This window comes from Mangrovicoccus ximenensis (assembly GCF_003056725.1).
GTDB classification, from domain to species: Bacteria; Pseudomonadota; Alphaproteobacteria; order Rhodobacterales; family Rhodobacteraceae; genus Mangrovicoccus; species Mangrovicoccus ximenensis.
Map to the genome: position 1 here is coordinate 1 of NZ_QBKZ01000003.1, position 22,213 is coordinate 22,213.

The window sequence follows — 22,213 nt, forward strand, 5'->3', positions numbered from 1 at the left end:
ATCGCGACCGGATCGTTGTCGGGACGCGCGCCCAGCGAGCCGGTGCAGAGCGTCACGCCGTTCGACGGTAGGTCCACCGCGTCGAGGATCTTGCGGTAATGCGCCTCGCCCGACATGATCCGCGGCAGGCCGAGAAGCGGGAAGGGCGGATCGTCCGGGTGGCAGCAGAGCCGCATGCCGAGCTCTTCGGCCAGCGGCGCGACCTCGGCGAGGAAGTCGATCAGGTGCGACTGGAGCTGCGCTTCGGAGATGCTGTCATACTCGGCCAGATGCGCGCGGACATCCTCGAGCGTGAAGCTTTCGGCGGCGCCGGGCAGGCCGAAGACCACGTTGCCGGCCAGCTGGGTCTTGCGCGCCTCGTCCATCCCGGCAAAGCGCTCGGCGGCAGCGGCGACGATCTCTTCGGGGAAGCTCTCGGCGGCACCGGCGCGGGCCAGCACATGGATGTCGAATGCGGCGAAGTCGATCAGGTCGAAGCGCATGCAGCGCGCGCCCGAGGGCCGTTCCCATGCCAGGTCGGTCCGAGTCCAGTCGAGAACCGGCATGAAGTTGTAGCAGATCACCTCGATTCCGGCCTCGGAGAGGTGGCGCATCGAGGTCTTCCAGTTGGCGACATGGGTCTTCCAGTCGCCCTTCTGCTTCTTGATGTCCTCGGAGACCGGCAGCGATTCCACCACGTCCCAGCTGAGCGTCGAGGGGCGGCCGTCCCTGCGCGTCGCGATCTCGCGCTGGCGCTGCGCGATCTCTTCGGGGCTCCAGACCGCGCCCGTGGGCACATGGTGGAGCGCCGAGACCACGCCTTCGACCCCTGCCTGCATCATGTCGTCGATGCTCACGCGGTCCTTGGGACCGAACCACCGCCAGGTCTGGCGCATTTCCAAGCCTCCCTTCGAAATCTGCTTCGGAGGACGGGGCCGCGACGGGCCCGTCTGGCATGGAGGCCTAGCAGAGATTTTACCGGTTGACTAGTATGGAAGTATGGCGCTATGCCGGGGCCGAGGAGGACGCGGCATGGGCATCGACATTCCCGCACAGGCACAGATCGACCTGACCGCCCCCGTGGGGGTGCAGCTGAGCCGCATCCTGCGCGACAGCATCGTGCAGAACCTCCTGGAACCCGGCACCCGCCTGTCCGAGGCCGAGATCGGCGCGCGCTTCGGCCTGTCGCGCCAGCCGGTGCGCGAGGCCTTCATCAAGCTCTCCGAGGAGGGGCTGCTGGAAATCCGCCCGCAGCGCGGCACCTTCGTGCGCCGCATCTCGCTCGACGCGGTGATGGATGCGCGTTTCGTCCGCGAGGCGGTCGAGGCCGATATCGTCAAGGCCTGCGCCGCCGCGCCGCCCGCGGGGCTGGTCGCGGATCTGCGCGCCCAGATCGCCGAGCAGCAGCGGCTGGTCGGCGAGGGTCCGGCGGGCTTCGTGCCGCTCGACGACCGGTTCCACCGCACTTTGGCCGAAGGGGCAGGGCGCCCCAATGCCTGGTCGGTGATCGAGGGGATGAAGTCGCAGATGGACCGCGTCCGCCAGATGACCATCGCCAATTTCCCGCTCGCGCACCTGATCGTGCAGCACACCGCCGTGGTCGATGCCATCGAGGCCCGCGACCCGGCCGCCGCCGAAGCCGCCATGCGCAGCCACCTGCAGATGATCCTGCAGGACCTGCCGGCAATCCGTGACACTTTCCCCGCCTATTTCGAGCCCTCGGGCGAATAGGCGGTTCATCCAGACGACTTCAGGGGAGGAAACCATGATCGTCGCCAAATCTCTCAAGACCCTCATGCTGGCCGGCATCGCCTCGGCGGCGCTTGCCGCTCCGTCGATGGCCGCCGACATGGTGCTGAAACTCGGCCACCCGGCCAACGAGGACAACATCTGGCACCAGGCCTCGGAGAAATTCGCCGAAGAGCTGTCGTCCCTGACCGAGGGCCGGATCGAGGTGGAAATCTACCCGAACGAGACGCTCGGCAAGGAGATGGATGTCATCAACGGCATGCAGCTCGGCACCGCCGACATGACGATCACCGGCGAGAGCCTGCAGAACTACGCGCCGATGGCCGCGCTGCTGGCGATCCCCTATGCCTACACCTCGCTCGAGGGCATGGATGCAGTGGCAGGCGGCGAGCTCGGCGGCGAGATCGAGGCGCAGATCATCGACCGCGTCGGCATCCGCCCGATCGCCTATTTCGCCCGCGGTCCGCGCAACCTGACCTCGAACCGCCCGATCGCCAGCCCGGATGACCTGAAAGGCCTGAAGATGCGCGTGCCGAACGTGCCGCTGTTCCTGAACGTCTGGAAGGCGCTCGGCGCGAACCCGACCCCGATGGCCTTCTCCGAGGTCTTCACCTCGCTGCAGAACGGCACGATCGAGGCGCAGGAAAACCCGCTGGCGCTGATCAAGACCGCGAATTTCAACGAGGTGCAGGACTACGTCAACCTGACCCAGCATGTCCGGTCCTGGATCTACCTGACGATCTCGGAAATGGCCTGGGGCCAGATGTCCGAGGAAGACCAGGCCGCCGTCATGGAAGCCGCCGCCCGTGCCCAGGCCTGGGAACGCGAGCATTTCCTGGCGGACGAGGCGCAGCTCCAGGCCGATCTGGAAGGTCTCGGCATGGAATTCGTCGAAGTCGACGCCGCGGCCTTCTCGGCGGCCGCGAAGGATGCCGTGCTGTCCTCCGTCTCCGACGAGATCCGCCCGCAGGTCGAACAGCTCTTCGCCGAGTGACCCTTCCGCGGGTCGGGGGCAGGTCCGCTCTCTCCCCCCGGTGACCTGCCCCACTGGTCCGGGCGCGGCCGATGCCGCCCCGGGCCTGCCTTCTCCGCCCCTTTCCGACGAGGCCCCAATGGAAAAGCTCACCTCCGTGCTGAGCGCGATTGCCCGGATTGCCACCGGCATCGCCTTCGGCGTCATCATCGTCGCCGTGGTGCTGCAGCTGGCCGGGCGCTCGGGGATCGTGCCCTCGGTCGTCTGGACCGAGGAACTGACCCGCTTTGCGCTGCTGTTCCTTGCCGCCTTCGGCGTCGGCCTGGCCTACCGCTCGGGCAATCTCGTCAATGTCGACATCATCTCCGAGGCGCTGCCGCGGAAGGTCTCCTGGGCGCTGCGCTTCGTCTGCGCCGTGATCACCTGCGGCTTCGGCCTCGTGCTGGTCAAGTCGACCTGGCTCTACGTTTCCATCGGCGCCCGTCAGACCGCGCCGTCGCTGGGCATCCGCATGGACTGGATCCATGCCTCCGTGCTGGTCGCGCTCCTGTCGCTGAGCCTCTTTGCGGGGCTGCGCCTCGCCGGGATGCTGGCCGGGACCACCGACGGGCTGCCCGAACGCACCGAAGAGGATTTCTGAGATGGAGCTGACCATCCTGCTGGGCTGCTTCGTCGGCGGCCTCGTCATCGGCCTGCCGGTGGCGGTGACCCTGGGCGTCTCGTCCATGGCCTACCTGCTGTTCAAGGGCATGCCGCTCGTCGTCATTCCCCAGAAGATGTATGCCGGCATGGACAGCTTCGTGCTGCTCTGCATCCCGGGCTTCATCCTGGCGGGCAACCTGATGAATGCCGGCGGCATCACCGGGCGCATCGTGCGGCTCGCGCAGGCGCTGGTCGGCTGGATGCGCGGCGGGCTCGGCCTGACCAACGTCGCGGCCTCGATGCTGTTCGGCGGCATCTCGGGCACCGCGGCCGCGGATGCCGCCTCGATCGGCGGCATGATGATCCCGGGCATGAAGAAGGCCGGGTATCCGGCTGATTTCTCGGCCGCGATCACCGCCGCCTCCTCGACCGTCGGGCCGATCATCCCGCCCTCGGTGCCGATGATCATCGTCGGCACGCTGTCGGGCATCTCGGTCGGCAAGATGTTCATCGCCGGCGCGCTTCCGGGCATCATGATGGGCGTCGCGATGATGATCACCGCCTGGGTCATCGCCCGCAAGCGCGACTTCCCGCGCCAGGCGTGGCAGGGCTTCGGCGAGCTGTGGAAGGCCTTCCTCGGCGCATTCTGGGCAGTGTCGATGACCGGCCTGATCGTCGGCGGCCTGCTCACCGGCTTCGCCACCCCGACCGAGACCGCCATCGTCGCTTCGATCTACGCCTTCATCGTCGGCGCCTTCGTCTATCGCGGGCTGAAGCTGCGCGAGGTGCCGAAGCTCATCGTCGACAGCGCGATCTCCGCCGCCGCCATCCTGGCGCTGGTCGGGCTGGCCAATGTCTTCGGCTGGATCCTTGTCTCCGAGCGCATCCCGCAGATGATCGCCGATGCCGTGCTTTCGGTGACCGACAACAAGTTCCTGGTGATCCTGCTGATCAACCTGGTGCTGCTCTTCGTCGGCATGTTCATGGAGACGATCGCCGCGCTGATCATCCTCTTCGGCCCGCTTCTGGCGCTGGCCACCGGCGTCGGCGTCGACCCGATCCATTTCGCGGTCTTCGCGGTGCTGAACCTGATGATCGGCCTGACGACCCCGCCGGTCGGCGTCTGCCTCTTCATCTGCGCCGATATCGGCCGGATCTCCCTCTGGCAGGTGACGCGCGCCATCGCGCCCTTCCTGCTGACGAACATCATCGTGCTGCTGCTGGTCTCCTATGTCCCGTTCTTCAGCACATGGCTTCCCTCCCTCCTGAGCAACTAGGACAGGCATCATGACCATCCGCATCGCAAGGCTGCACGGCCAGCGTGATCTCCGCGTCGAAACCCTCGAGGAGCCCGCAGCGGGCCCGGGCGAGGTCGTGGTGGCGATCGGCGCGGGCGGGATCTGCGGCTCGGACATCCACTATTTCGCCGATGGCGGGATCGGCACGATCCGGGTCCGCGAGCCGATCATCATCGGCCACGAGGCCGCGGGCACGGTGGTCTCGCTGGGCGAGGGCGTCGAAGGCCTGTCGGTCGGCGACCGCGTCGCGGTGAACCCGTCGCATCCCTGCGGCGAGTGCAAGTTCTGCCAGGCCGGCGACCACCAGCACTGCATGTCGATGCGCTTCAAGGGCTCGGCGATGTTCCTGCCGCATGAGCAGGGCTTCTTCCGCGACCGGCTGGCGATCGGGGCAGGGCAGTGCTACCCGGTTGCCGAGGGCGTGCCGATGGCCGAGGCCGCATTGGCCGAGCCGCTGGCCGTCTGCCGCCGTGCGGTGACCCGCGCCATGGCGATCGCGGGAAGCCTCGAGGGCAAGCGCGTGCTCGTCACCGGCGCCGGCCCGATCGGCGCGCTCTGCGTGGCGCTGGCGAAGCATTTCGGCGCGTCCGAAGTCGTCGTCACCGACCTGCAGGACGCAACGCTCGCCGTGGCGAAAGAGGTCGGCGCGACCCGCACGGTCAATGTTGCGACCAATGCAGGCGATCTGGCGGAATACGAGGCCGAGAAGGGCCAGTTCGACCTGGTCTTCGAATGCTCGGCGGCGCTGCCGGCACTGCGCACGGCGATCGCCTGCACCCGGCCGCTCGGCACCATCGTGCAGGTCGGCGTGATGGGCGACACCCCGGTGCCGTTCAACATGCTGGTGGCGAAAGAGCTGAACCTGGTCGGATCGCACCGCTTCGACGCCGAATTCGGCCAGGCGGTGGAGCTGATCAACAGCCGCGCGCTGAACCTGGCACCGGTGGTGACCCACAGCCTGCCGGTCGAGGAGGCGGACGAGGCGATGTCGCTGGCGCTCGACCGTTCGAAGGCGGTGAAGGTCCAGCTGACCTTCGCCTGACCGGCACAGGCCTTGATCCGGGCGCGGCATGGCGGCGCCCGGACCTGTCCCTTGGGCAGCGCGCCGGGCGAGGTCATCGCTGGCAGTCCCGCTCATGCGCCGCAACCACAGCTGAGGTTGGCCTGCGGGCGGCCAGTGCAGCCCTGCCTGCGGGTCTCCGGTGCAACGCGGGCGCCCCCGACTTTGACAGCCAATCCGATAGGCAACTGTCCATGGTTCGCGGGTCCGGCCGGGCGTTTCTGTCCGCTCTCTGGCCTCAGGCGAAATGCCGGAACCATCAAGCCGCCGCAGTCTGAGGACGACCTCCCGTGGGGGGGTACGCCGATGGCATTGCCTCGGGACAGCCTCGGACCGGCTCCTCGAATTCAGCCGCGCCACCGCGCCACCGCGCGCCGCCCATGCCGACAGCGCCGAAGCCAATGCCCAGATAGCGGGCTGGGGCGATTGAATCTTGTGCAGTCCGGGTCCTCTTCCGTCCTCGCCGCATGGACCGGAACTTGCGCCATCTGCCCTTTGGCGCAACGCGCAGACGCAACGCAACTGTCAGCAACGTGAACCGATCCGGAATGTCGGCAGGTTCAGGAGGGATTGCCGAATGCAAGGTTAACGGCCTAGGCTCCCGAAAAGACAGGGAGAGCCCAGCAATGCAGATGCGGACAAGGAAGCCCCCGGCGCTGGCGAATTGCGGCACGCCGCCGCTGCGCGGCGGGATGGACGGCGATTTCGCGCGTTTCTTCCGCTCCTGGATGGCCAACCCGCTGCGGGTCTCGGCGATCGCGCCGTCCGGCCGCCGCCTGGCCGCGCTGATGACCCGGGAAATCGAGCCGGATGGCGGTCCGGTGATCGAGCTCGGGCCGGGCACCGGGGTGTTCACCCGCGCGCTGCTCGGCCGGGGGGTGCCTGAGCGCGACCTGACGCTGGTGGAGTTCTGCTCCGAATTCGCGCCGGCGCTGCGCGAGCGCTTCCCGGAGGCGACGGTCCTGCAGATGGATGCGGTGCGTCTCGGCGAGCTTCCCGGCTGGGCGGAGCGCCGCCCCGGATATGTCGTCAGCGGCCTGCCGCTGCTGTCCATGCCGCCGGCACAGCGCCGGAAGATCCTTGCAGCCGCGTTCTCGGTGCTCCGTCCCGAGGGCCGGTTCTACCAGTTCACCTATGGTCCGCGGCCGCCGGTGTCCCGCGAGATGCTGGGCGAACTCGGTCTCGCCGCCGCCCGGATCGGCAGCACGCTCGGCAACCTTCCGCCCGCTTCGGTCTACCGGTTCCAGCGCCCTGGCCGGTGAGAGCGGAAGAGCGGTTCTGTGCAACGGCAATGTCGGCTGGTCCTGCCTTGGACCACCAATGCCAAGGCAGTCATTGCCGCTGTGTTCCGCGCGCAATGACTTCCAAACATAATGCAACCTATCGTGCATCCTGAGGTTCTCGGGGGTACATTCCACTCGAGCGCCGCGGCGCGGTCGAGGGCAGCCCCGGCGCGCTGCCGCGGCTCCTCTGCGAGGCGATGCCGCTCGAGGCGATGCAGCAGGTGGTCTCTCCGGCCGAGGGCATCGTCACCTATCACGCGCGCCTCGGCGACACGGTGCGCACCGGCGACGTCATCGCCACGGTGGTCAATCCGCTCGGCGGTTCGGTCGCGATCGAGGCCAGCACCGACGGCCTGCTCTTCGCGCGCCATGACCAGCCCTATGCCTGGCCCGGCAAGGTGATCGGCAAGGTGGCAGGCAAGACCCCCCTGCCCGAGCGCAGCGGCAAGCTCCTGACGGACTGATCCGCAGGCTTGCAGCCGTCCGTTCCGCCACGCCCTGCGCCCGGCCGGTGCCGCACCGGCCGCACGGGAATGGCGCTTGGGGCCTCCGCCTGCGACGGCAGGAAGGCCGGGCAGCTTTCCCCGCCATGTCTTGGCCGTTGGGCAAGATTCGGAAAAAGGGCCGGCGCGTCGTCGCGGAGGAGACCGGTCCGGATGCAGGCAGGGCAGCCGCCTGCCCCGGTTGCATTCGGGCCGGTTTACGTTCTTTGCCCTGCTTTGCCTCCGGCCGTCCGGCTGAACGGACTCTTCCAGCTACCTGCACTCTGCGCCACTCCGGCCCGCCGCGTGCCCGGGCTGCCGAAGGGAGCCCTTCCCCCGGACCGGTCCCGCCCCGCCTGACAGCATCAGGACACAGGCCCGCAGCCCGGCCTGCTCCATCCGCAGGTGCCGGCAAGATCGGGCCGCGTCAGAACGGGCAACGCTCTCCAAAGTGATCGGCCGGGAGGGAAGCCGTCAGCTGCGTCCCCTCGCAAATCGCACGTCCGCTCCCGTTGCGGCAGGCAGACCAGCTGCAGGATCAGGCCATCATCGGCCGCCGGCACGCGGCCAAGGGTTTGCCATGGCCGCGGCCCCCGAGCTTTCCACCCCGCCGGATGCCATCCATGCAGAAGGCGTTCGAGGCTTCTGTCCCGCCGCGCCGCGGCCTGCCGCTACGCAAAAAGCCGACCGGTGCGGCGCCCGGGTCCAAGCCAACGCCACGACATGCGCCCTGATCGCGACCTTGGCGGGTGTCTCCTGAACAGGGGTTCTCTCCGACTGGCCAAGCCGCAGCAGCACCATTGGCCACCCGCAGCGTGGCGATTGCAGGTCCGAAAGGGGACCTTGCGCGAGGCCAGCGGCAGAAACCGGCATATCTGGGAGAGAGGTTCCCGTCCGGGAGCGGTCCCGGACCGCATCATCGCCGCCATGCCGTGCCGCGGGACAAACCGGCAGTGCCCGGATCGGACCACGCTGCCCGGCAAAGCCGCTGTTCAAGCGCCGCACCCGTCACGGCACCCCGCCCGCGGGTCCATGCCGCGCGGAGCAGCAATGCTCCGCGCGGATCTTTTCCAGCCAGGATCAGGCGATGGCGACGAGTTCGACGTCGAAGGTCAGCGCCTTGCCTGCCAGCGGATGGTTGGCATCGAGGATCAGTTCGTCCTCGGTGACATCGGCGATCACGACGGCGATTGCCTGGCCGTCCTGCGTCTGCACCTGCAGCTGGGTGCCGGGCTCGGTCGGGATGTGGTCCGGGACGTTCGCCCGGTCGACGGCCTGCATCCGCTCGGGGTGGTGCTCGCCATAGGCATCGGCCGCCTCGACCCGCACGGTGCGCTTCTCGCCGACCGCCATGCCGGCAAGCCCGGCGTCAAGGCCGGGAATGACCTGCCCGGACCCCAGTTCGAAGGACAGCGGATCGCGGCCTTCGGAGCTGTCGAAGACGGAACCGTCATCCAGCGAGCCCTTGTAGTGAATATGCAGCGTATCGCCCGGCTTTGCCTGGGTCATGGGAGTATCCTTTCGAGGGGGAGGTGAATTTGCCGAGGCCGCGCTTGGCGCGGGTAGCTCGAACGCTCATGCCCCAAGCTGTCAATTCTGTGCAGGAATGTAAACCGCCCGGCGCAAACTTGATCCTGCTCCCTGCCGGGGGGCCCTCGAACGGACGGCAGCGGGCCGCGGACGGGGGCCGGACGGAACCCCGTCATCCCGGCCACCGTTCCTTGTCGGGCCGGTGCCGGGATTTGGCAGGATGCCCGTCGACCGATGGCATCGGCATTGTTGCAGAAGTCGGCTTCAGGACGCGATGCCCCTTTCCCCTATATGAGGTCAGGCCACGCGCCCGATCCCGGAGGTGCCGGGGGGGCAGGCAGGCGGGACGGCGAAGCGGCGGGGAGCCGCCGGGGCAGGCGCGACGGGTTGGCCGGAGCGGCGGCCCGGTCCAGGCTGCCCCTGGAGGCAAAAGGAGCGCATCGCTTGGCAAAGACAGAAGATTTCCGGGAGCATCTGCGCCGGCTGAGCGGAGATTTCAGCGCGGTGGCCTCCGCGGGCGCGCTGGCGGCGGGGCTTCTGGCGATTTCGGCGGCGCTGGTGCAGACCGCCGGCTTTCCCGGCCTGCTCATGGGGACGGTGATTGCGGTCTCGGCGCTTCTGCCGGTGATCTGCGCGCTCTTCCTGTCGATCGCCGTCTGGGAGACGGCTGCGGCGGTTTTCCTGCCCCGCTGCAGCGCCCGGCTCCGCGCCGCGGTGAGTGTCTTCGGGGCCGTCTCGGGCACGGTCATCGCCTTCGGCGGTCTCATCGTCCTTCTGCACGGGGCCTTCTGACGGCTGGGCGCAGTCGGCGCTTGCTCCCGGCGGGCTTGGGCTCTAGGCAGAGCGGCATGAAAATTCTGTTTCTTGGCGATGTAATGGGCCGGGCTGGCCGCGACGCGGTGATGACCCGGCTTCCGGGGCTGCGCGACGCGTGGCAGCTCGATTTCGTGGTGGTCAACGGCGAGAACGCGACCGCCGGGCACGGGCTGTCGGCCGACCACGCACGCGACCTGCTCGCGGCCGGGGCCGACTGCATCACGCTCGGCGACCATGCCTTCGACCAGCGCGACATGCTGTCCTTCATCGACAGCGAGCCGCGCATCATCCGGCCGATCAATTTCGCCAAGGCCGCGCCGGGCAAGGGCGTGCGGGTCTTCGAGACCGCCGATGGCCGCCGCATCCTGGTGGCTCAGGTGCTGGGCCAGGTCTTCATGAAGCGCCCCTTCGACGATCCGTTCTCGGCGATCGAGCCGGTGCTGCGAAACTATCCGCGCGGCGGGCAGATCCATGCCATGCTGGTCGACATGCATTGCGAGGCGACCTCGGAGAAGATGGCGATGGGCCATTGGTGCGACGGGCGCGCCTCGGTCGTGGTCGGCACCCATACCCATGTGCCCACCGCCGACGCGATGGTGCTGCCCGGCGGCACCGCCTACCAGAGCGATGCCGGCATGTGCGGCGATTACCATTCAGTGATCGGCATGGACAAGGAAGAGCCGATGCGCCGCTTCATCACCGGCATGTCCAAGGGCCGTTTCACCCCGGCCTCCGGCGAGGCGACGCTCTCGGGGCTCTATGTCGAGACCGACGACGCCACCGGGCGCGCCGTGCGGGTCGAGATGGTCCGCAACGGCGGGCGGCTCGCCCAGGCAGCCCCCTGATCCGCGCGGCGGGGAGCGCCAGAGAGCCGCACGCGGCGCGGCCGAATTGTCCCTTGTGGCACGGAGTTGCATGGACCAATCTGTGCGGACGAAGAAGAATGGGTGCCATTCCGGATGCTTGGGTATGAGTTTATTCCGATAAGCCAGCCGGTTGCGGCGCTTGTCGTGGTCCTGGGCATGTTCTGGCTGTTCCTGACCGAGCGGTACCCGGCCGAGGTGACCGCCCTGATCGGCGTGTCGCTGATGCTGATCCTGGGCATCCTGCCCTATGAAAAGGCAGTGTCGGTCCTGTCGAACCCCGCGCCCTGGACGATTGCGGCGATGTTCATCGTGATGGGCGCGCTGGTCAGGACCGGGGCGCTCGACTGGTTCATCCAGAAGATCGACGGGTCCGCCAAGGGCAGGCCCGGCATCGCGGTGGCGGTGCTGCTGCTCTTCGTGGCGGGGGCCTCGGCGATCGTGTCGAACACGCCGGTCGTGGTGGTGATGATCCCGGTCTTCATCCAGCTGTCGCGATCGCTCGGCATTGCGCCGTCCAAGCTCTTGATTCCGCTCAGCTATGCGGCGATCCTCGGTGGCACGGTCACGCTGATCGGCACCTCGACCAACCTGCTTGTCGACGGTGTTGCCCGCGCCCAGGGGCTGGAGCCGTTCTCGATCTTCGAAGTGACGCCGGTCGGCCTTCTCGTGGTGCTCTGGGGCCTCATCTACCTGTGGCTGATCGGCCGGCATCTGCTGCCTGACCGCGAAAGCATGGCGACGATGCTGTCGGGCCGCTCGAAGATGAAGTTCTTCACCGAGGTCGCGGTGCCCGAGGACAGCTCGCTGATCGGCCGCGAGGCGATCGAGGTGCCGCTGTTCAAGCGCGAGGGCGTGCGGCTGGTCGACGTGCTCAGGGGCGACGCCTCGCTGCGGCGCGACCTCGCGGCGGTCGTGCTGGAGGCGGGCGACCGCGTGGTTCTCAGGACCGAGATGGAGGAGCTGCTCGGCTTCCAGCAGAACAAGGACCTGCGCCTCGTCGACAAGCTGTCCTCGGTGCAGACCGCCATCGTCGAAGTCCTGATCACCCCCGGCGCCAAGCTGGTCGGCCGCAGCCTGCGCAGCCTGCGCCTGCGCCGCCGCTACGGCGTCTATCCGCTGGCAGTGCACCGCTCGAACCAGAATGTCGGCCGCCAGCTCGACGACATCGTGGTCCGCGTCGGCGACACGCTCCTGCTCGAAGGCGCGCCCGAGGACATCCGCCGCCTGGCGCAGGACATGGAACTGGTCGAGGTCAGCTCGCCGACCGCGCGCGCCTACCGCCGCCAGCATGCGCCGATCGCCATCGCGACGCTGGCCGGGATCGTGCTGCTGGCGGGCTTCGGCGTGGCGCCGATCCTGCTTCTGGCCGTGCTCGGCGTGGCAACGGTGCTGGTCACCCGCTGCATCGATGCCGACGAGGCCTTCTCCTTCGTCGAGGGCCGCCTGCTGGCGCTGATCTTCTCGATGCTCGCGGTCGGCGCCGCGCTGGAAAGCTCGGGCGCGGTGAAGATGATCGTCGACGCGATTGCGCCTGCCCTGGGCCAGCTGCCGCCCTTCTTCATCGTCTACGCGATCTACCTGCTGACCTCGGTCCTGACCGAAATGGTGTCGAACAATGCCGTCGCGGTGGTGGTCACGCCGATTGCCATCGGGCTGGCACAGGCGCTCGGCGTCGATCCGCGCCCGCTGGTCGTGGCGGTGATGATCGCGGCCTCGGCCAGCTTCGCCACCCCGATCGGCTACCAGACCAACACGATGGTTCTGGGGCCGGGCGGCTACCGGTTCCGCGACTTCATCAAGGTCGGCGTGCCGCTCAACCTGACCATGGGTCTGCTGGCCTCGCTGGCGATCCCGGTTTTCTTCCCGCTCTGAGGCGCGCTGCGCGACGGGATTGCCCTTCCCGGGTCCGTTGCGCTATGGACACGCCAATCAAGACAAAACAGACCGGAGAGGGACCCATGGCAGGGCACTCAAAATGGGCCAACATCCAGCATCGCAAGGGCCGTCAGGACGCTGCGCGTTCCAAGCTGTTCTCGAAGCTCTCGAAGGAGATCACCGTCGCCGCCAAGATGGGCGACCCTGATCCCGAGAAGAACCCGCGCCTGCGCCTGGCGGTGAAGGAAGCCAAGGGCCAGTCGATGCCCAAGGACAACATCGACCGCGCCATCAAGAAGGCGATGGGCGGCGATGCCGAGAACTACGACGAGATCCGCTACGAGGGCTACGGCCCGAACGGCGTGGCGATCATCGTCGAGGCGATGACCGACAACCGCAACCGGACCGCGTCGAACATCCGCTCCACCTTCTCGAAGAACGGCGGCAACCTGGGCGAGACCGGCTCGGTCAGCTTCATGTTCGACCGCAAGGGCGAGATCATCTACCCGGTTTCCGCGGGCGATGCCGACACGATCATGGAAGCCGCCATCGAGGCCGGCGCCGAGGACGTGGAATCGGACGAGGAATTCCACACGATCTATTGCGCCGATACCGACCTGAACGAGGTCTCGGCAGCGCTGGACGCGGCCCTGGGCGAATCCGAATCCGCCAAGCTGATCTGGAAGCCGCAGACCACGACCGAGCTCGGCCTCGAAGACGCGCAGAAGCTGTTCAAGCTGATCGAGATCCTCGAGGACGACGATGACGTGCAGAACGTCACCGCCAATTTCGAGGTCTCCGACGAGGTCATGGCCGCGCTCTGATCAGGTTAGGGCGCGCGCCGCTTGCACGCCCGTCCCGGCTGGAACCGACAGGAAACCGCCCCCCTCGGGGGCGGTTTTTTCGTGCCGCTGCCGTCTGCGTGCTGCACCGCCCGTCCGGCCTGCACTTGCGGAGGCAACGGAAGGAGGAGACCCGGATGGAAGAGCTCGCCGAGGGCAGTTGCGCCATTCCCCGGGTCCGCCGGCGTTGCGGAAGAAGGACGCGCCGTGAGCCGCTTGCCGCAGAAGGCCGGGAGGGGCCGCCGCACCGCCGCAGACAGGACTGGCTCGTGATCCTGCCGGCGGGTGGCGGCGTGAGGCCGGAACACGTGGGCGTCCGTCACGGCTCCGCGCGCGACCCCGAGGCGTCGGAGCCCAGGGCCCGCGAAGCGGCGGCACAGGTCTGCCGGCATTGCCTTGAAGAAGGTTCCGACGATCCGGCGGCGGAGATCGCAGGGAAATACGGGGTCGACCTCGGTGAAGTGCGTGCCGCGTCTCGCGGGCTGCGCCGTTCCGGTGACGGGGAGGAGGGCGGTCGTGACGGCACGCTGTCAGGAGGGGCGTGGGAATGGCGTCCCGTCAACGCGAACGGGAAAGCACACCCCCAAGAGCTTCATGCCTGCCGATTTCAACGTCTGGGCCGGGATTCCGGTCCGCAACCTCGATGCCGCCATTGCCTTCTGCCGGGCCGCCGCAGGCAGCACGCTGGCGGTGACGGAGATGGGCGGCAGCCGCGTCGCCGCCTTTGCTGCCGAGGGGCACGGCGTCCCCGCAAATCTCTTAGCGGGCGAACCGGGCATGGCGGGAACCGGAACGGTGATATTCCTTGCCGCCGATGGCAGCATCGGGGCAGCGGCGGACCGTGTCGAAACCGCAGGCGGCCGGGTTCTGGGCGCGCCGGTCATGGTCCCGCCGGGGCGCTACACGCATGTCGCCGATCCGGACGGCGACCGCATCGGGCTGTTCGAGGTGGCCGCCTGTTCGGCATCACCGCCGCGCTGATGGAGGTCTCGGACTGATCTGCCGCGACATCGCCGATCTGCAGGCCTCGGGCGTGCCGGTCGAGGGCGAAGCGGGCAACGGTTGTGTCATCGCCGGAGGCTATCGCCTGCCGCCCCTGATGTTCACCGAAAGCGAGATCGCCGCGCTGGTCGCCGGTGCGCGGCTGATCCGGTTCCGGGGAGGGGCAGAGATGGCGGCTGGCGCCGAGAACGCGCTGCGCAAGATCTCCGCCGTGCAGTCCGCCGCTCCGGCAATGGCGCCCGAACTGGCACCGCCGGCTCGACTGGATCGAGCAGGCGGTGCAGGCAAAGGAGCGGCCGGAGATCGGCTGTGCCGACGGGAAGGCGCCGGGACCGTGCGGATCCTGCGGCCCTTGTGGCCGCATTTCCGGGGAAAGGTCCGGAGGCTGGTCGCCTGGGGCGAGCTGCGCGGCGATTTCCGCGTCTTCCGGCCCGGCCGGATCGGCACGCTGGCTTCCGCGGGGCCGTTCCGCGAGGGGATGGGCAAGACGCTGGCCGAGTTCGTCCTCATGGGAAAGCATCTGCGGGGATGACAGCGGCCGCGCGGCTCCTACCTGCGGTTCAGGAGGTGCGGCATGGCGAAGGCAGTGAAAAAGGCCGATCTTCCGCGGAAAACCTGCGCCGCCTGCGGGCGGCCGTTCTCCTGGCGGAAGAAATGGGCCAGGGTCTGGGATGAGGTCCGCTATTGCTCGGACCGTTGCCGTCGGGCGCGCTGAGACGAGGTTTCCGCATCGCGGAAAAGCTTTTCCTGCCCGGTGGAAAGCTTTGCCCTTGCCATGTCACAGACTTCCGCGAGCCTTAGGGCACGAGTCGACGAACAGGAGGCGGTCATGGATCGTGTGGTGAAAAGCGGGTTGCAGGTCGACCCGGAACTGGCAAGCTTCATCGAGACGGAGGCGCTTCCGGGCGTCGGCGTCGCGGCGCATGTCTTCTGGGACACGCTGGCCAAGCTGGTGAACGAGCTCGGCCCGAAGAACCGGGCGCTGCTGGAAAAGCGCGAGAGCATCCAGGCGCAGATCGACGAATGGCACAAGGCGCGCAAGGGCCAGCCGCATGACGCCGCTGCCTACGAGGCCTTCCTGCGCGAGATCGGCTACCTCGTCCCCGAGGGCGATGATTTCACCATCGAGACCGCGAAGACCGATCCGGAATTCTCCTCGGTGCCCGGCCCGCAGCTGGTGGTGCCGATCATGAACGCACGCTATGCGCTCAACGCCGCGAATGCGCGCTGGGGCAGCCTCTATGACGCGCTCTACGGCACCGATGCGATGGGCTCGACGCCCCCCGCAGGCGGTTTCGATGCCGCGCGCGGCGCCGAGGTGGTGGCCTGGGCGAAGGCGCATCTCGACAAGGTCGTGCCGCTGGCAGACGGCTCCTGGGCGGATGTCGGCAAGCTGCATGTCGAAGGCACGGGCCTGGTTCCGGCGCTGAAGGACAACGCGCAATTCGCGGGCTATACCGGCAGCATGGAGGCGCCGAAATCGGTGCTTCTGACCGTCAACGGCCTGCATATCCGCGTAGTCATCGACGCGGACAGCCCGATCGGCAAGACCGATCCGGCCGGGATTTCCGACGTGATCCTCGAATCGGCGGTCTCGACCATCATGGACTGCGAGGACTCCGTCGCCGCCGTGGACGGTCCCGACAAGGCGCTGGCCTACCGCGTCTGGCTCGGCCTGATGAAGGGCGACCTGACCGAGGAGGTCACCAAGAACGGCAAGACCTTCACCCGGTCGCTGGCCCATGACATCAGCTACACCACCGCAAACGGCGAGGCGAAGATCCTCAAGGGCCGCTCGCTGATGCTGGTGCGCAACGTGGGCCACCTGATGACCACGCCTGCGGTGCTCGATGCCGAAGGCCGCGAGATCGGCGAGGGCCTCCTTGACGCGCTCTGCACCGTGATGATCGCGATGCACGACCTGGCGCGCGAGGGCGGCAACTCGGTCCACGATTCCGTCTACGTGGTGAAGCCGAAGATGCACGGCCCGGAGGAAGTCGCCTTCGCCGTCGAGATCTTCGACCTGGTGGAATCCGCGCTCGGCCTGCCGAAGAACACCGTCAAGCTCGGCATCATGGACGAGGAGCGCCGCACCTCGGTCAACCTGAAGGAATGCATCCGCGCCGCAAAGGCCCGCGTCGCCTTCATCAACACCGGCTTCCTCGACCGCACCGGCGACGAGATCCACACCTCCATGGAGGCCGGTCCGATGCTGCCCAAGGGGCAGATGAAGACCCAGCCCTGGATCCTTTCCTACGAGGACCGCAACGTCGATATCGGCCTCGCCTGCGGGCTGAAGGGCAAGGCGCAGATCGGCAAGGGCATGTGGGCCATGCCCGACCTGATGGCGGCGATGCTGGAGGCCAAGATCGGCCATCCGAAATCCGGCGCCACCACCGCCTGGGTGCCGAGCCCGACCGCGGCGACGCTGCATGCCACGCATTACCACCTGGTCGATGTCTTCGCCCGCCAGGACGAGATCGCGGCCGGCGGCGCGCGCGGCTCGCTTGCGGACCTGATCACCATCCCGCTGATGGAGGGCATGAACCTCTCCGAGGAGGAAGTGACCATCGAGATCGAGAACAACGCCCAGGGCATTCTCGGCTACGTGGTCCGCTGGGTCGACCAGGGCGTCGGCTGCTCGAAAGTGCCGGACTACCACGATGTCGGCCTGATGGAGGACCGCGCGACCTGCCGGATCTCGAGCCAGGCGCTGGCCAACTGGCTCTATCACGGCATCATCGGCGAAGAGCAGACCATGGACGCCATGAAGCGCATGGCCGAGAAGGTCGACGCGCAGAATGCGGGCGATCCGGCCTATATCGACATGGCGCCGTCCTTCGACACCATCGCCTTCAAGGCGGCCTGCGACCTGGTCTTCAAGGGCCGCGTCCAGCCCTCGGGCTATACCGAGCCGGTGCTGCATGCCCGCCGCCTGGAACTGAAAGCTGCAAGCTGAGGAACGACTGATGACTGAAATCACGCTGGATCAGGCCCGCACCATCATCTCCAAGGCGCTCGAGAAGGGCGCCGAACTGGGGCTGAAACCGCTCTCCGTCGTCGTGCTGGATGCCGGCGGCCATGTGAAGGCCTTCGAGCGCCAGGACGGCGCCGCGCCGGGCCGCTTCGCGATCGCCCATGGCAAGGCCTATGGCGCGGTGATGCTGGGCATGCCGGGTTCCGCCCAGATGGCCCGCGCCGAGTCGCAGGCCTATTTCATGAACGCCGTGAACGGCGTCTTCGGCGGCGCGGTCGTCCCGGTTCCGGGCGGCGTGCTGGTAGAGGCCGGCGGCCAGGTGATCGGCGCGGTCGGCGTGACCGGCGATACCTCCGACAACGATGCCGAAGCCGCCATGGCGGGCATCGCGGCGGCAGGGCTTTCGGGCAAGGCCTGANTCCCGNCGCCTGCGCAATGATGCCAGGAGGGCCGCGGATTTTCCGCGGCCCTTTGCCGTTCAGCGGATATTATTCCTTCAAGGCGAGATTTTCGGCACATTTTTTCGGCTTGGATAGGTGGCACCGGACCTGTGCGCCCCTGCACCCTCGACGGGGCGGGCAGGGGAGGCTATCTCGGTTGCGAGGAAAGAGAGGGTCCCATGTCGCGTCCAGTCGTCGGTATCATCGGAAACAGCCACCTGATCAACGACCAGTACCCGGCCCATGCCGGCGGCACGCATAATTCCCTTGCGGTTTCCGAGGTCTGCGGGGCGATGCCGCTCCTGATCCCGGCCGATCCGCGGTTGGTCTCGGTGCCCGAGCTGCTCGATGCCTGCGACGGATTCCTGTTCACCGGCGGCCGGCCCAATGTCCATCCGGAGGAATACGGCGAGGCGCCGACCGCGGCGCATGGCGATTTCGACCGGGCCATCGGGCCGGGACCGGGGACGCCGCGATGGGCAGCTCCGGACGGCAATGGCGAGGCCGAGCTTCGCGGCCATGAACCGCCGCGGGTATGTCGGAGGCTTTGACTCGCAAGTAGAGTGAAGCCACGATGAGCAAGACCACGAACAAGTTTTCCCCTGAGGTCCGGGACCGCGCCGTGAGGCTGGTGCTGGATCGAAGCCATTTAGGCGCCATTGGTTCGAGCCCAATGGCTGAGGGAGGGCCGGCACGGCTCCCGCTGGCAGGCCGTCATGTCGATCTCGGCAAAGATCGGCTGCCCGGCACACACGCTGAACCAGCGGGTCAAGAAGGCGGACGCCGACAGCGGCAGGCGGGCGGGCATTCCGGCCGACGTCGCGGCGCGGCTGAAGGTGCTGGAGCGCGAGAACCGCGAGCTGCGCCAGGCTGAGGGGGATCAGGAAACCCTCCGGGGGACGGTTTCCCCGGCGAACGAGGTCCTGCGCAAGGCGGCGCGCCGATCTGCCGCTCGGACCGGTGGCGCGGCGGACCGGCTTTGCGATGGCGGAGCTCGACCGCCCACTGAAACGATGATCGCGTTCATCGATGCCCACCGCGGACAACATGGGGCTCAGCCATCGAGGCGCCGTCGGTCCGGGCCCGATGGCTGAGGCCGATCTGCAGGGTCCTGCCGATCGCCCCATCTGTTACCCGGCAGGCGAATTGCGCAGCAATTCTGCCGGGAGGGCACCTACTGCGATCACCTGGCGAAGCGCTCCGATCCGGCCCGGCTGTCTGATCGTGCCCGGCGAGACGCAGTCCTGCGACCCGAGATCGAACGCGGCTGGGAGCAGAACTACAAGGTCTACGGAGTGCGCAAGGTCTGGCGCCAGCTCGGCAGGGAGGGTTTCTCTGTCGCGCGCTGCACCGTGGCGCGCCTGATGAAAGAGATAGGAATTCAATGGGTTATCCGCGGCAAGCCATGCCGGACGACGATCCCGGACAAGAAAGCGCCGTGCCCCTTGGACAAGGTGAACCGGAAGTTCCGGGCACCCGCGCCGAACATGCTCTGCCCTCCCGGTGATTGCATGCAATCACCTGCCGGGCAACAGGTGGGCGACTTCGCCTATGTCGCCGCTCGGAAGGGATTTGCCTGCGTGGCCGCTCGCCATTGGGCTCGAACCAATGGCGCCGCAATGGCTCGCTGATCGATGCCTGCGCCAGGAAGATCGTCGGCTGGCGGGTCAGCACAACTGCCCATGCCGGGCCCTCGAACAGGCGGTCCACGATCGCCGTCCGGCAAAAGGGATGGGGCTGGTCCATCACAGCGACCGCGGTTCCAGTACCTGTCCATCAAATACACGGAGCGGCTGGCGGAAGCGGGTATCGAACCGTCGGTCGGGAGCATCGGTGACAGCTACGAGTTCAAGCTGGTCCGCGCCAGCGGATCGGATGATCCGGGGGATCATCCGAAGGCGCAGAACGCCTTGGCGGAGACGATCAACGGTCTCTGCAAGGCCGAGGTCATCCACCGTCGTGGTCCGTGGCGCAACTTCGAGGCAGCCGAATATGCGACGCTCGAATGGGTGGACTGGTTCAACAACCGCCGGCTGCTCGAGCCGATCGGGAGTATCCCGCCCGCGGAAGCCGAGGCAAACTTCTACGCCGCTCTGGAACCCGACGACATGGCCGCGCAACTATCGCAATCCGGCCTCCGACAGACCCGGGGCGTGTGTGGATGCCCCGGTGCCGCGCCGGGATGGCCGCCAAGCCCCGTGCCCGCGGGACGCCGCGCGGCACGGCCCGCACCGGGACGGGGATGCCGATCCGGTCATTGGAAGCGCCGCTCCGGATGGGCTTCCGTCGGCGCGCATGCCGGATTGCCTCATGGAAGGGGCCTTGCTGCACATATCGGCGAGAGGGATTCATTTCGGGAATTCCGATGTTTGGTTCGATGGCCTGCCACCTCCCGCTACCGCACGACGAACTGGGCTGCCTATAACGCTTCGCTGAAGCGGCGAGGATCGTTGTCCATCCGGTTCGATCCGGACATGTCCCAGCAGGCAGACCGAAGCGGCAAGCGCGGCGACCCCGGGACCTTCTCCGAACGGGGAGGGCCAGGACATGATCCGGGGGATCCTGTCCCCGGCGAATGCGATCCGGATCTGTCTCACGCTGAAGGTCCCGCTCCGCCGGACCGTCGGCCTGGTCGCAAGCCTGATCGAGATGGCCGGGCTGGTCTGGCCCGTGCCCGGCCATGCGGCGCTGTGCCGGCGGCGAACCGCCGCCGCGCCACGGGCCGCAATGGCATCATGGCAGCCGCGCGTGTCATGGCGCCGTCGGCCGTGACGGTGGCGATCTCTTCGTCCGCCGGGATCTGGGCGAGCAGGTCCTGCAGCATCGGCGCATCGCCGACATTGCTGGACGTGACCTCGATGGCCCGGACCTCCAATGTTTCCTCGTCGATTCCGAGGTGGATCTTGCGCCGTGAGCGGGCCGCGCCACCGGTCCGAGCGGACCCGCGAACGCGCCGTTTCGAGCCGCCATGCTTGCGGGTGTGCCACTCGCCTTCCCCCTCCACCTTGATGCCGGTGCTGTCCACTGGCAGGTGAAGCGCCCCTTGGAGCCGCGATACGGGATGGTGACATCCAGGGTTCGACGGGCTTTCGCGGCGCCACTGGCGCCACGGTCCCGTCTCACTCTGGCGGCGTGACAGGGTGCTGAAGTCCGGCACGGACCAGTCGAGCCCGGACAGTTCCAGTAGGCTCGCCATGAAGCCGTTCGCCAGCGGGCTCGGACTGATGGCGCCTCGCTGGCTCACCCTGGCGGAGCGGCAGTCCGAGAAGGACCTTGAAGGTCAGGAAGGCCTGGATTGCATTCGTCGGGGAATTGATCCCCCGGATCAATTCCTGATCCTCCTCATTCGCTATAGGCCCGTTGCCGGCCGCGACGCCCGGACGGCACCGCGTCCCATTGCATCGAGGGATCGAACCAGACGGTAAGCGACCCTCTCTGCTTCAGCGCCTCGCTCGCCGCTGCGCTCGGACCGGTGGCGCGCAACGGCTCGCTATGCGGGCCAGTTGGTGGTCTTGTAGGTCGGCTTCGGCGGTCTGCTCATGCAAGTCCTCTACTGCATTGAATTTACAAAGTAAATCCCGGAGCCTCTTTGTGCAACAACGCCCGCTTACGGTGAAAATCGCGGGCAAATCCTTCTGGCTCTGGCGCGCTGTCGTTCAGCATGGCGTCGTGCTCGACGAGCTTCTCCAGGCGAGACGCGACAAGGTAGCCGCGAAACGGCTTCTGGTTGCTCTGTTGAAACGGAGCGGAGTTGTCCCGAAGCGGATCGTCGCCGACAAGCACCGCTCCGACGGCGCAGCGAAGCGCGAGGTTGCGCCGGGCTTCGGCCACTGGTCCCACAAGGGGCTGAACAACCGGGCCGAGAATTGCCATCTTCCATTTCGGAAGCGGGAGCGCACCATGCAGGGGTACCGATCACCCGTCGCCCTGCAACGTTTCGTCTCCATCCACTCCGCCATCCGCAACAGCTTCTCTCCGTTCCCGCCCCGCCGGAATGCCCTGGCAATCCGCTACCATCGGATGGAAGCCTTCGATGCCTGGAAATCGGCAGCCGACATCGCCTGAACCGTTGCGGAATACCATCTTGCCAGCGCATGCGCGTTAACGTGACAACTCCCGCAATCCCCTTCCAGCCAGCCATTGATGATCTCGGTGAACCCATCCAGCTTCGGCCGCTTCACCGGCGCAGTCCGCCGGTATCCAGGCGGAACCGAGAACGCCAACATCTTCCGAACGCTGTCGCGGGAAATCCCAAACTGACACGCAGCCTCGCGCTGGCTCATGCCTTCTGAACAAGGCAGGTGAACCTTCCGATACAAATCCACGGTGAAAATCCTCCCGCCCTCCCTGCCGCCAGAAAGGGTAAAGGTGGACGACTTTTACGCCGCCCGCAGCGGGC

18 protein-coding genes, 6 pseudogenes and 1 other annotated feature are annotated in these 22,213 nt (G+C 67.5%); of the genes and pseudogenes, 20 read left to right on the top strand and 4 right to left on the bottom strand.

The genetic code is table 11. The features are described 5' to 3' along the window. On the bottom strand, positions 1–875 hold an 875-nt coding region (gene uxuA, locus C7T91_RS08385), incomplete at its 3' end, for a mannonate dehydratase (protein WP_108258867.1). A gap of 136 nt (positions 876–1,011) precedes the next feature. On the opposite strand from uxuA, the gene C7T91_RS08390 reads away from it, so the two are divergent. The 7 genes from C7T91_RS08390 to C7T91_RS08420 all read left to right on the top strand — a co-directional run bounded on the left by C7T91_RS08390 (position 1,012) and on the right by C7T91_RS08420 (position 7,448). Beyond that, the gene (locus C7T91_RS08390; protein ID WP_108258868.1) at positions 1,012–1,710 is read left to right on the top strand and encodes a GntR family transcriptional regulator; all 699 of its coding nucleotides are present in this window, start codon (positions 1,012–1,014) and stop codon (positions 1,708–1,710) included. A 34-nt stretch (positions 1,711–1,744) separates the two neighbouring features. After that, positions 1,745–2,722 (top strand): TRAP transporter substrate-binding protein, encoded by a 978-nt coding sequence (locus C7T91_RS08395; RefSeq protein ID WP_108258869.1) that lies wholly within the window; start codon positions 1,745–1,747, stop codon positions 2,720–2,722. A 118-nt stretch (positions 2,723–2,840) separates the two neighbouring features. Next, positions 2,841–3,341, top strand: coding sequence for a TRAP transporter small permease (locus tag C7T91_RS08400; protein WP_108258870.1), 501 nt, complete (start codon positions 2,841–2,843; stop codon positions 3,339–3,341). 1 nt (position 3,342) lies between these two features. Next, positions 3,343–4,620, top strand: coding sequence for a TRAP transporter large permease (locus tag C7T91_RS08405; RefSeq protein WP_108258871.1), 1,278 nt, complete (start codon positions 3,343–3,345; stop codon positions 4,618–4,620). A 10-nt stretch (positions 4,621–4,630) separates the two neighbouring features. Then, positions 4,631–5,683 carry an L-idonate 5-dehydrogenase gene (locus C7T91_RS08410; RefSeq protein WP_108258872.1) on the top strand — a complete coding sequence of 351 codons (1,053 nt, stop codon included), beginning with the start codon at positions 4,631–4,633 and terminating at the stop codon, positions 5,681–5,683. A gap of 644 nt (positions 5,684–6,327) precedes the next feature. Continuing rightward, positions 6,328–6,963, top strand: coding sequence for a class I SAM-dependent methyltransferase (locus tag C7T91_RS08415; protein ID WP_201742028.1), 636 nt, complete (start codon positions 6,328–6,330; stop codon positions 6,961–6,963). A 218-nt stretch (positions 6,964–7,181) separates the two neighbouring features. Next, positions 7,182–7,448 (top strand): succinylglutamate desuccinylase/aspartoacylase family protein, encoded by a 267-nt coding sequence (locus tag C7T91_RS08420; protein WP_108258873.1) that lies wholly within the window; start codon positions 7,182–7,184, stop codon positions 7,446–7,448. Positions 7,449–8,546: 1,098 nt separating this feature from the next. Here the strand turns inward: C7T91_RS08420 and C7T91_RS08425 are convergent. Further along, positions 8,547–8,975 (bottom strand): FKBP-type peptidyl-prolyl cis-trans isomerase, encoded by a 429-nt coding sequence (locus C7T91_RS08425; protein ID WP_108258874.1) that lies wholly within the window; start codon positions 8,973–8,975, stop codon positions 8,547–8,549. A gap of 465 nt (positions 8,976–9,440) precedes the next feature. On the opposite strand from C7T91_RS08425, the gene C7T91_RS08430 reads away from it, so the two are divergent. From C7T91_RS08430 to C7T91_RS35165, 12 genes and pseudogenes are all read left to right on the top strand, one after another. Continuing rightward, positions 9,441–9,788: a hypothetical protein gene (locus C7T91_RS08430; RefSeq protein WP_108258875.1), complete on the top strand. Its 348-nt coding sequence runs from the start codon at positions 9,441–9,443 to the stop codon at positions 9,786–9,788. Positions 9,789–9,844: 56 nt separating this feature from the next. After that, positions 9,845–10,657 (top strand): TIGR00282 family metallophosphoesterase, encoded by an 813-nt coding sequence (locus tag C7T91_RS08435; RefSeq protein ID WP_108258876.1) that lies wholly within the window; start codon positions 9,845–9,847, stop codon positions 10,655–10,657. 114 nt (positions 10,658–10,771) lie between these two features. Next, positions 10,772–12,550 (top strand): SLC13 family permease, encoded by a 1,779-nt coding sequence (locus C7T91_RS08440; RefSeq protein ID WP_108258877.1) that lies wholly within the window; start codon positions 10,772–10,774, stop codon positions 12,548–12,550. A gap of 86 nt (positions 12,551–12,636) precedes the next feature. Next, positions 12,637–13,377 carry a YebC/PmpR family DNA-binding transcriptional regulator gene (locus tag C7T91_RS08445; protein ID WP_108258878.1) on the top strand — a complete coding sequence of 247 codons (741 nt, stop codon included), beginning with the start codon at positions 12,637–12,639 and terminating at the stop codon, positions 13,375–13,377. A 612-nt stretch (positions 13,378–13,989) separates the two neighbouring features. Continuing rightward, entirely contained in the window at positions 13,990–14,376 is a 387-nt protein-coding gene (locus tag C7T91_RS33400; RefSeq protein ID WP_201742047.1) for a VOC family protein, read from the top strand. Further along, positions 14,303–14,929 (top strand): helix-turn-helix transcriptional regulator, encoded by a 627-nt coding sequence (locus C7T91_RS08450; protein ID WP_236638115.1) that lies wholly within the window; start codon positions 14,303–14,305, stop codon positions 14,927–14,929. The genes C7T91_RS33400 and C7T91_RS08450 overlap by 74 nt, the downstream gene beginning before the upstream one ends. 42 nt (positions 14,930–14,971) lie before the next feature. Further along, on the top strand, positions 14,972–15,112 hold the full coding sequence (locus C7T91_RS08455) for a DUF2256 domain-containing protein (RefSeq protein ID WP_108258879.1): 141 nt from the start codon (positions 14,972–14,974) through the stop codon (positions 15,110–15,112). A 114-nt stretch (positions 15,113–15,226) separates the two neighbouring features. Then, the gene (locus tag C7T91_RS08460) at positions 15,227–17,356 is read left to right on the top strand and encodes a malate synthase G (protein ID WP_108258880.1); all 2,130 of its coding nucleotides are present in this window, start codon (positions 15,227–15,229) and stop codon (positions 17,354–17,356) included. Positions 17,357–17,366: 10 nt separating this feature from the next. Next, complete coding sequence (locus tag C7T91_RS08465; protein ID WP_108258881.1) at positions 17,367–17,792, top strand: GlcG/HbpS family heme-binding protein; 426 nt, start codon at positions 17,367–17,369, stop codon at positions 17,790–17,792. A 201-nt stretch (positions 17,793–17,993) separates the two neighbouring features. Then, positions 17,994–18,263: pseudogene (locus C7T91_RS08470) on the top strand (gamma-glutamyl-gamma-aminobutyrate hydrolase family protein); the annotation flags it as partial. Positions 18,264–18,530: 267 nt separating this feature from the next. After that, a pseudogene (locus C7T91_RS08475) lies at positions 18,531–19,931 on the top strand (IS3 family transposase); the annotation flags it as partial. Next, positions 18,790–18,940: a sequence feature (AL1L pseudoknot), on the top strand. (Overlaps the previous pseudogene by 151 nt.) A gap of 252 nt (positions 19,932–20,183) precedes the next feature. After that, a pseudogene (locus C7T91_RS35165) lies at positions 20,184–20,529 on the top strand (transposase); the annotation flags it as partial. Here C7T91_RS35165 and C7T91_RS35170 read toward each other — a convergent pair. After that, positions 20,460–21,355: pseudogene (locus C7T91_RS35170) on the bottom strand (IS5 family transposase); the annotation flags it as partial. The pseudogenes C7T91_RS35165 and C7T91_RS35170 sit on opposite strands and share 70 nt — an antisense overlap. A 65-nt stretch (positions 21,356–21,420) precedes the next feature. On the opposite strand from C7T91_RS35170, the pseudogene C7T91_RS08490 reads away from it, so the two are divergent. Further along, positions 21,421–21,879: pseudogene (locus C7T91_RS08490) on the top strand (IS6 family transposase); the annotation flags it as partial. A 56-nt stretch (positions 21,880–21,935) separates the two neighbouring features. Here C7T91_RS08490 and C7T91_RS08495 read toward each other — a convergent pair. After that, a pseudogene (locus tag C7T91_RS08495) lies at positions 21,936–22,139 on the bottom strand (IS21 family transposase); the annotation flags it as partial. Positions 22,140–22,213: the final 74 nt, after the last annotated feature.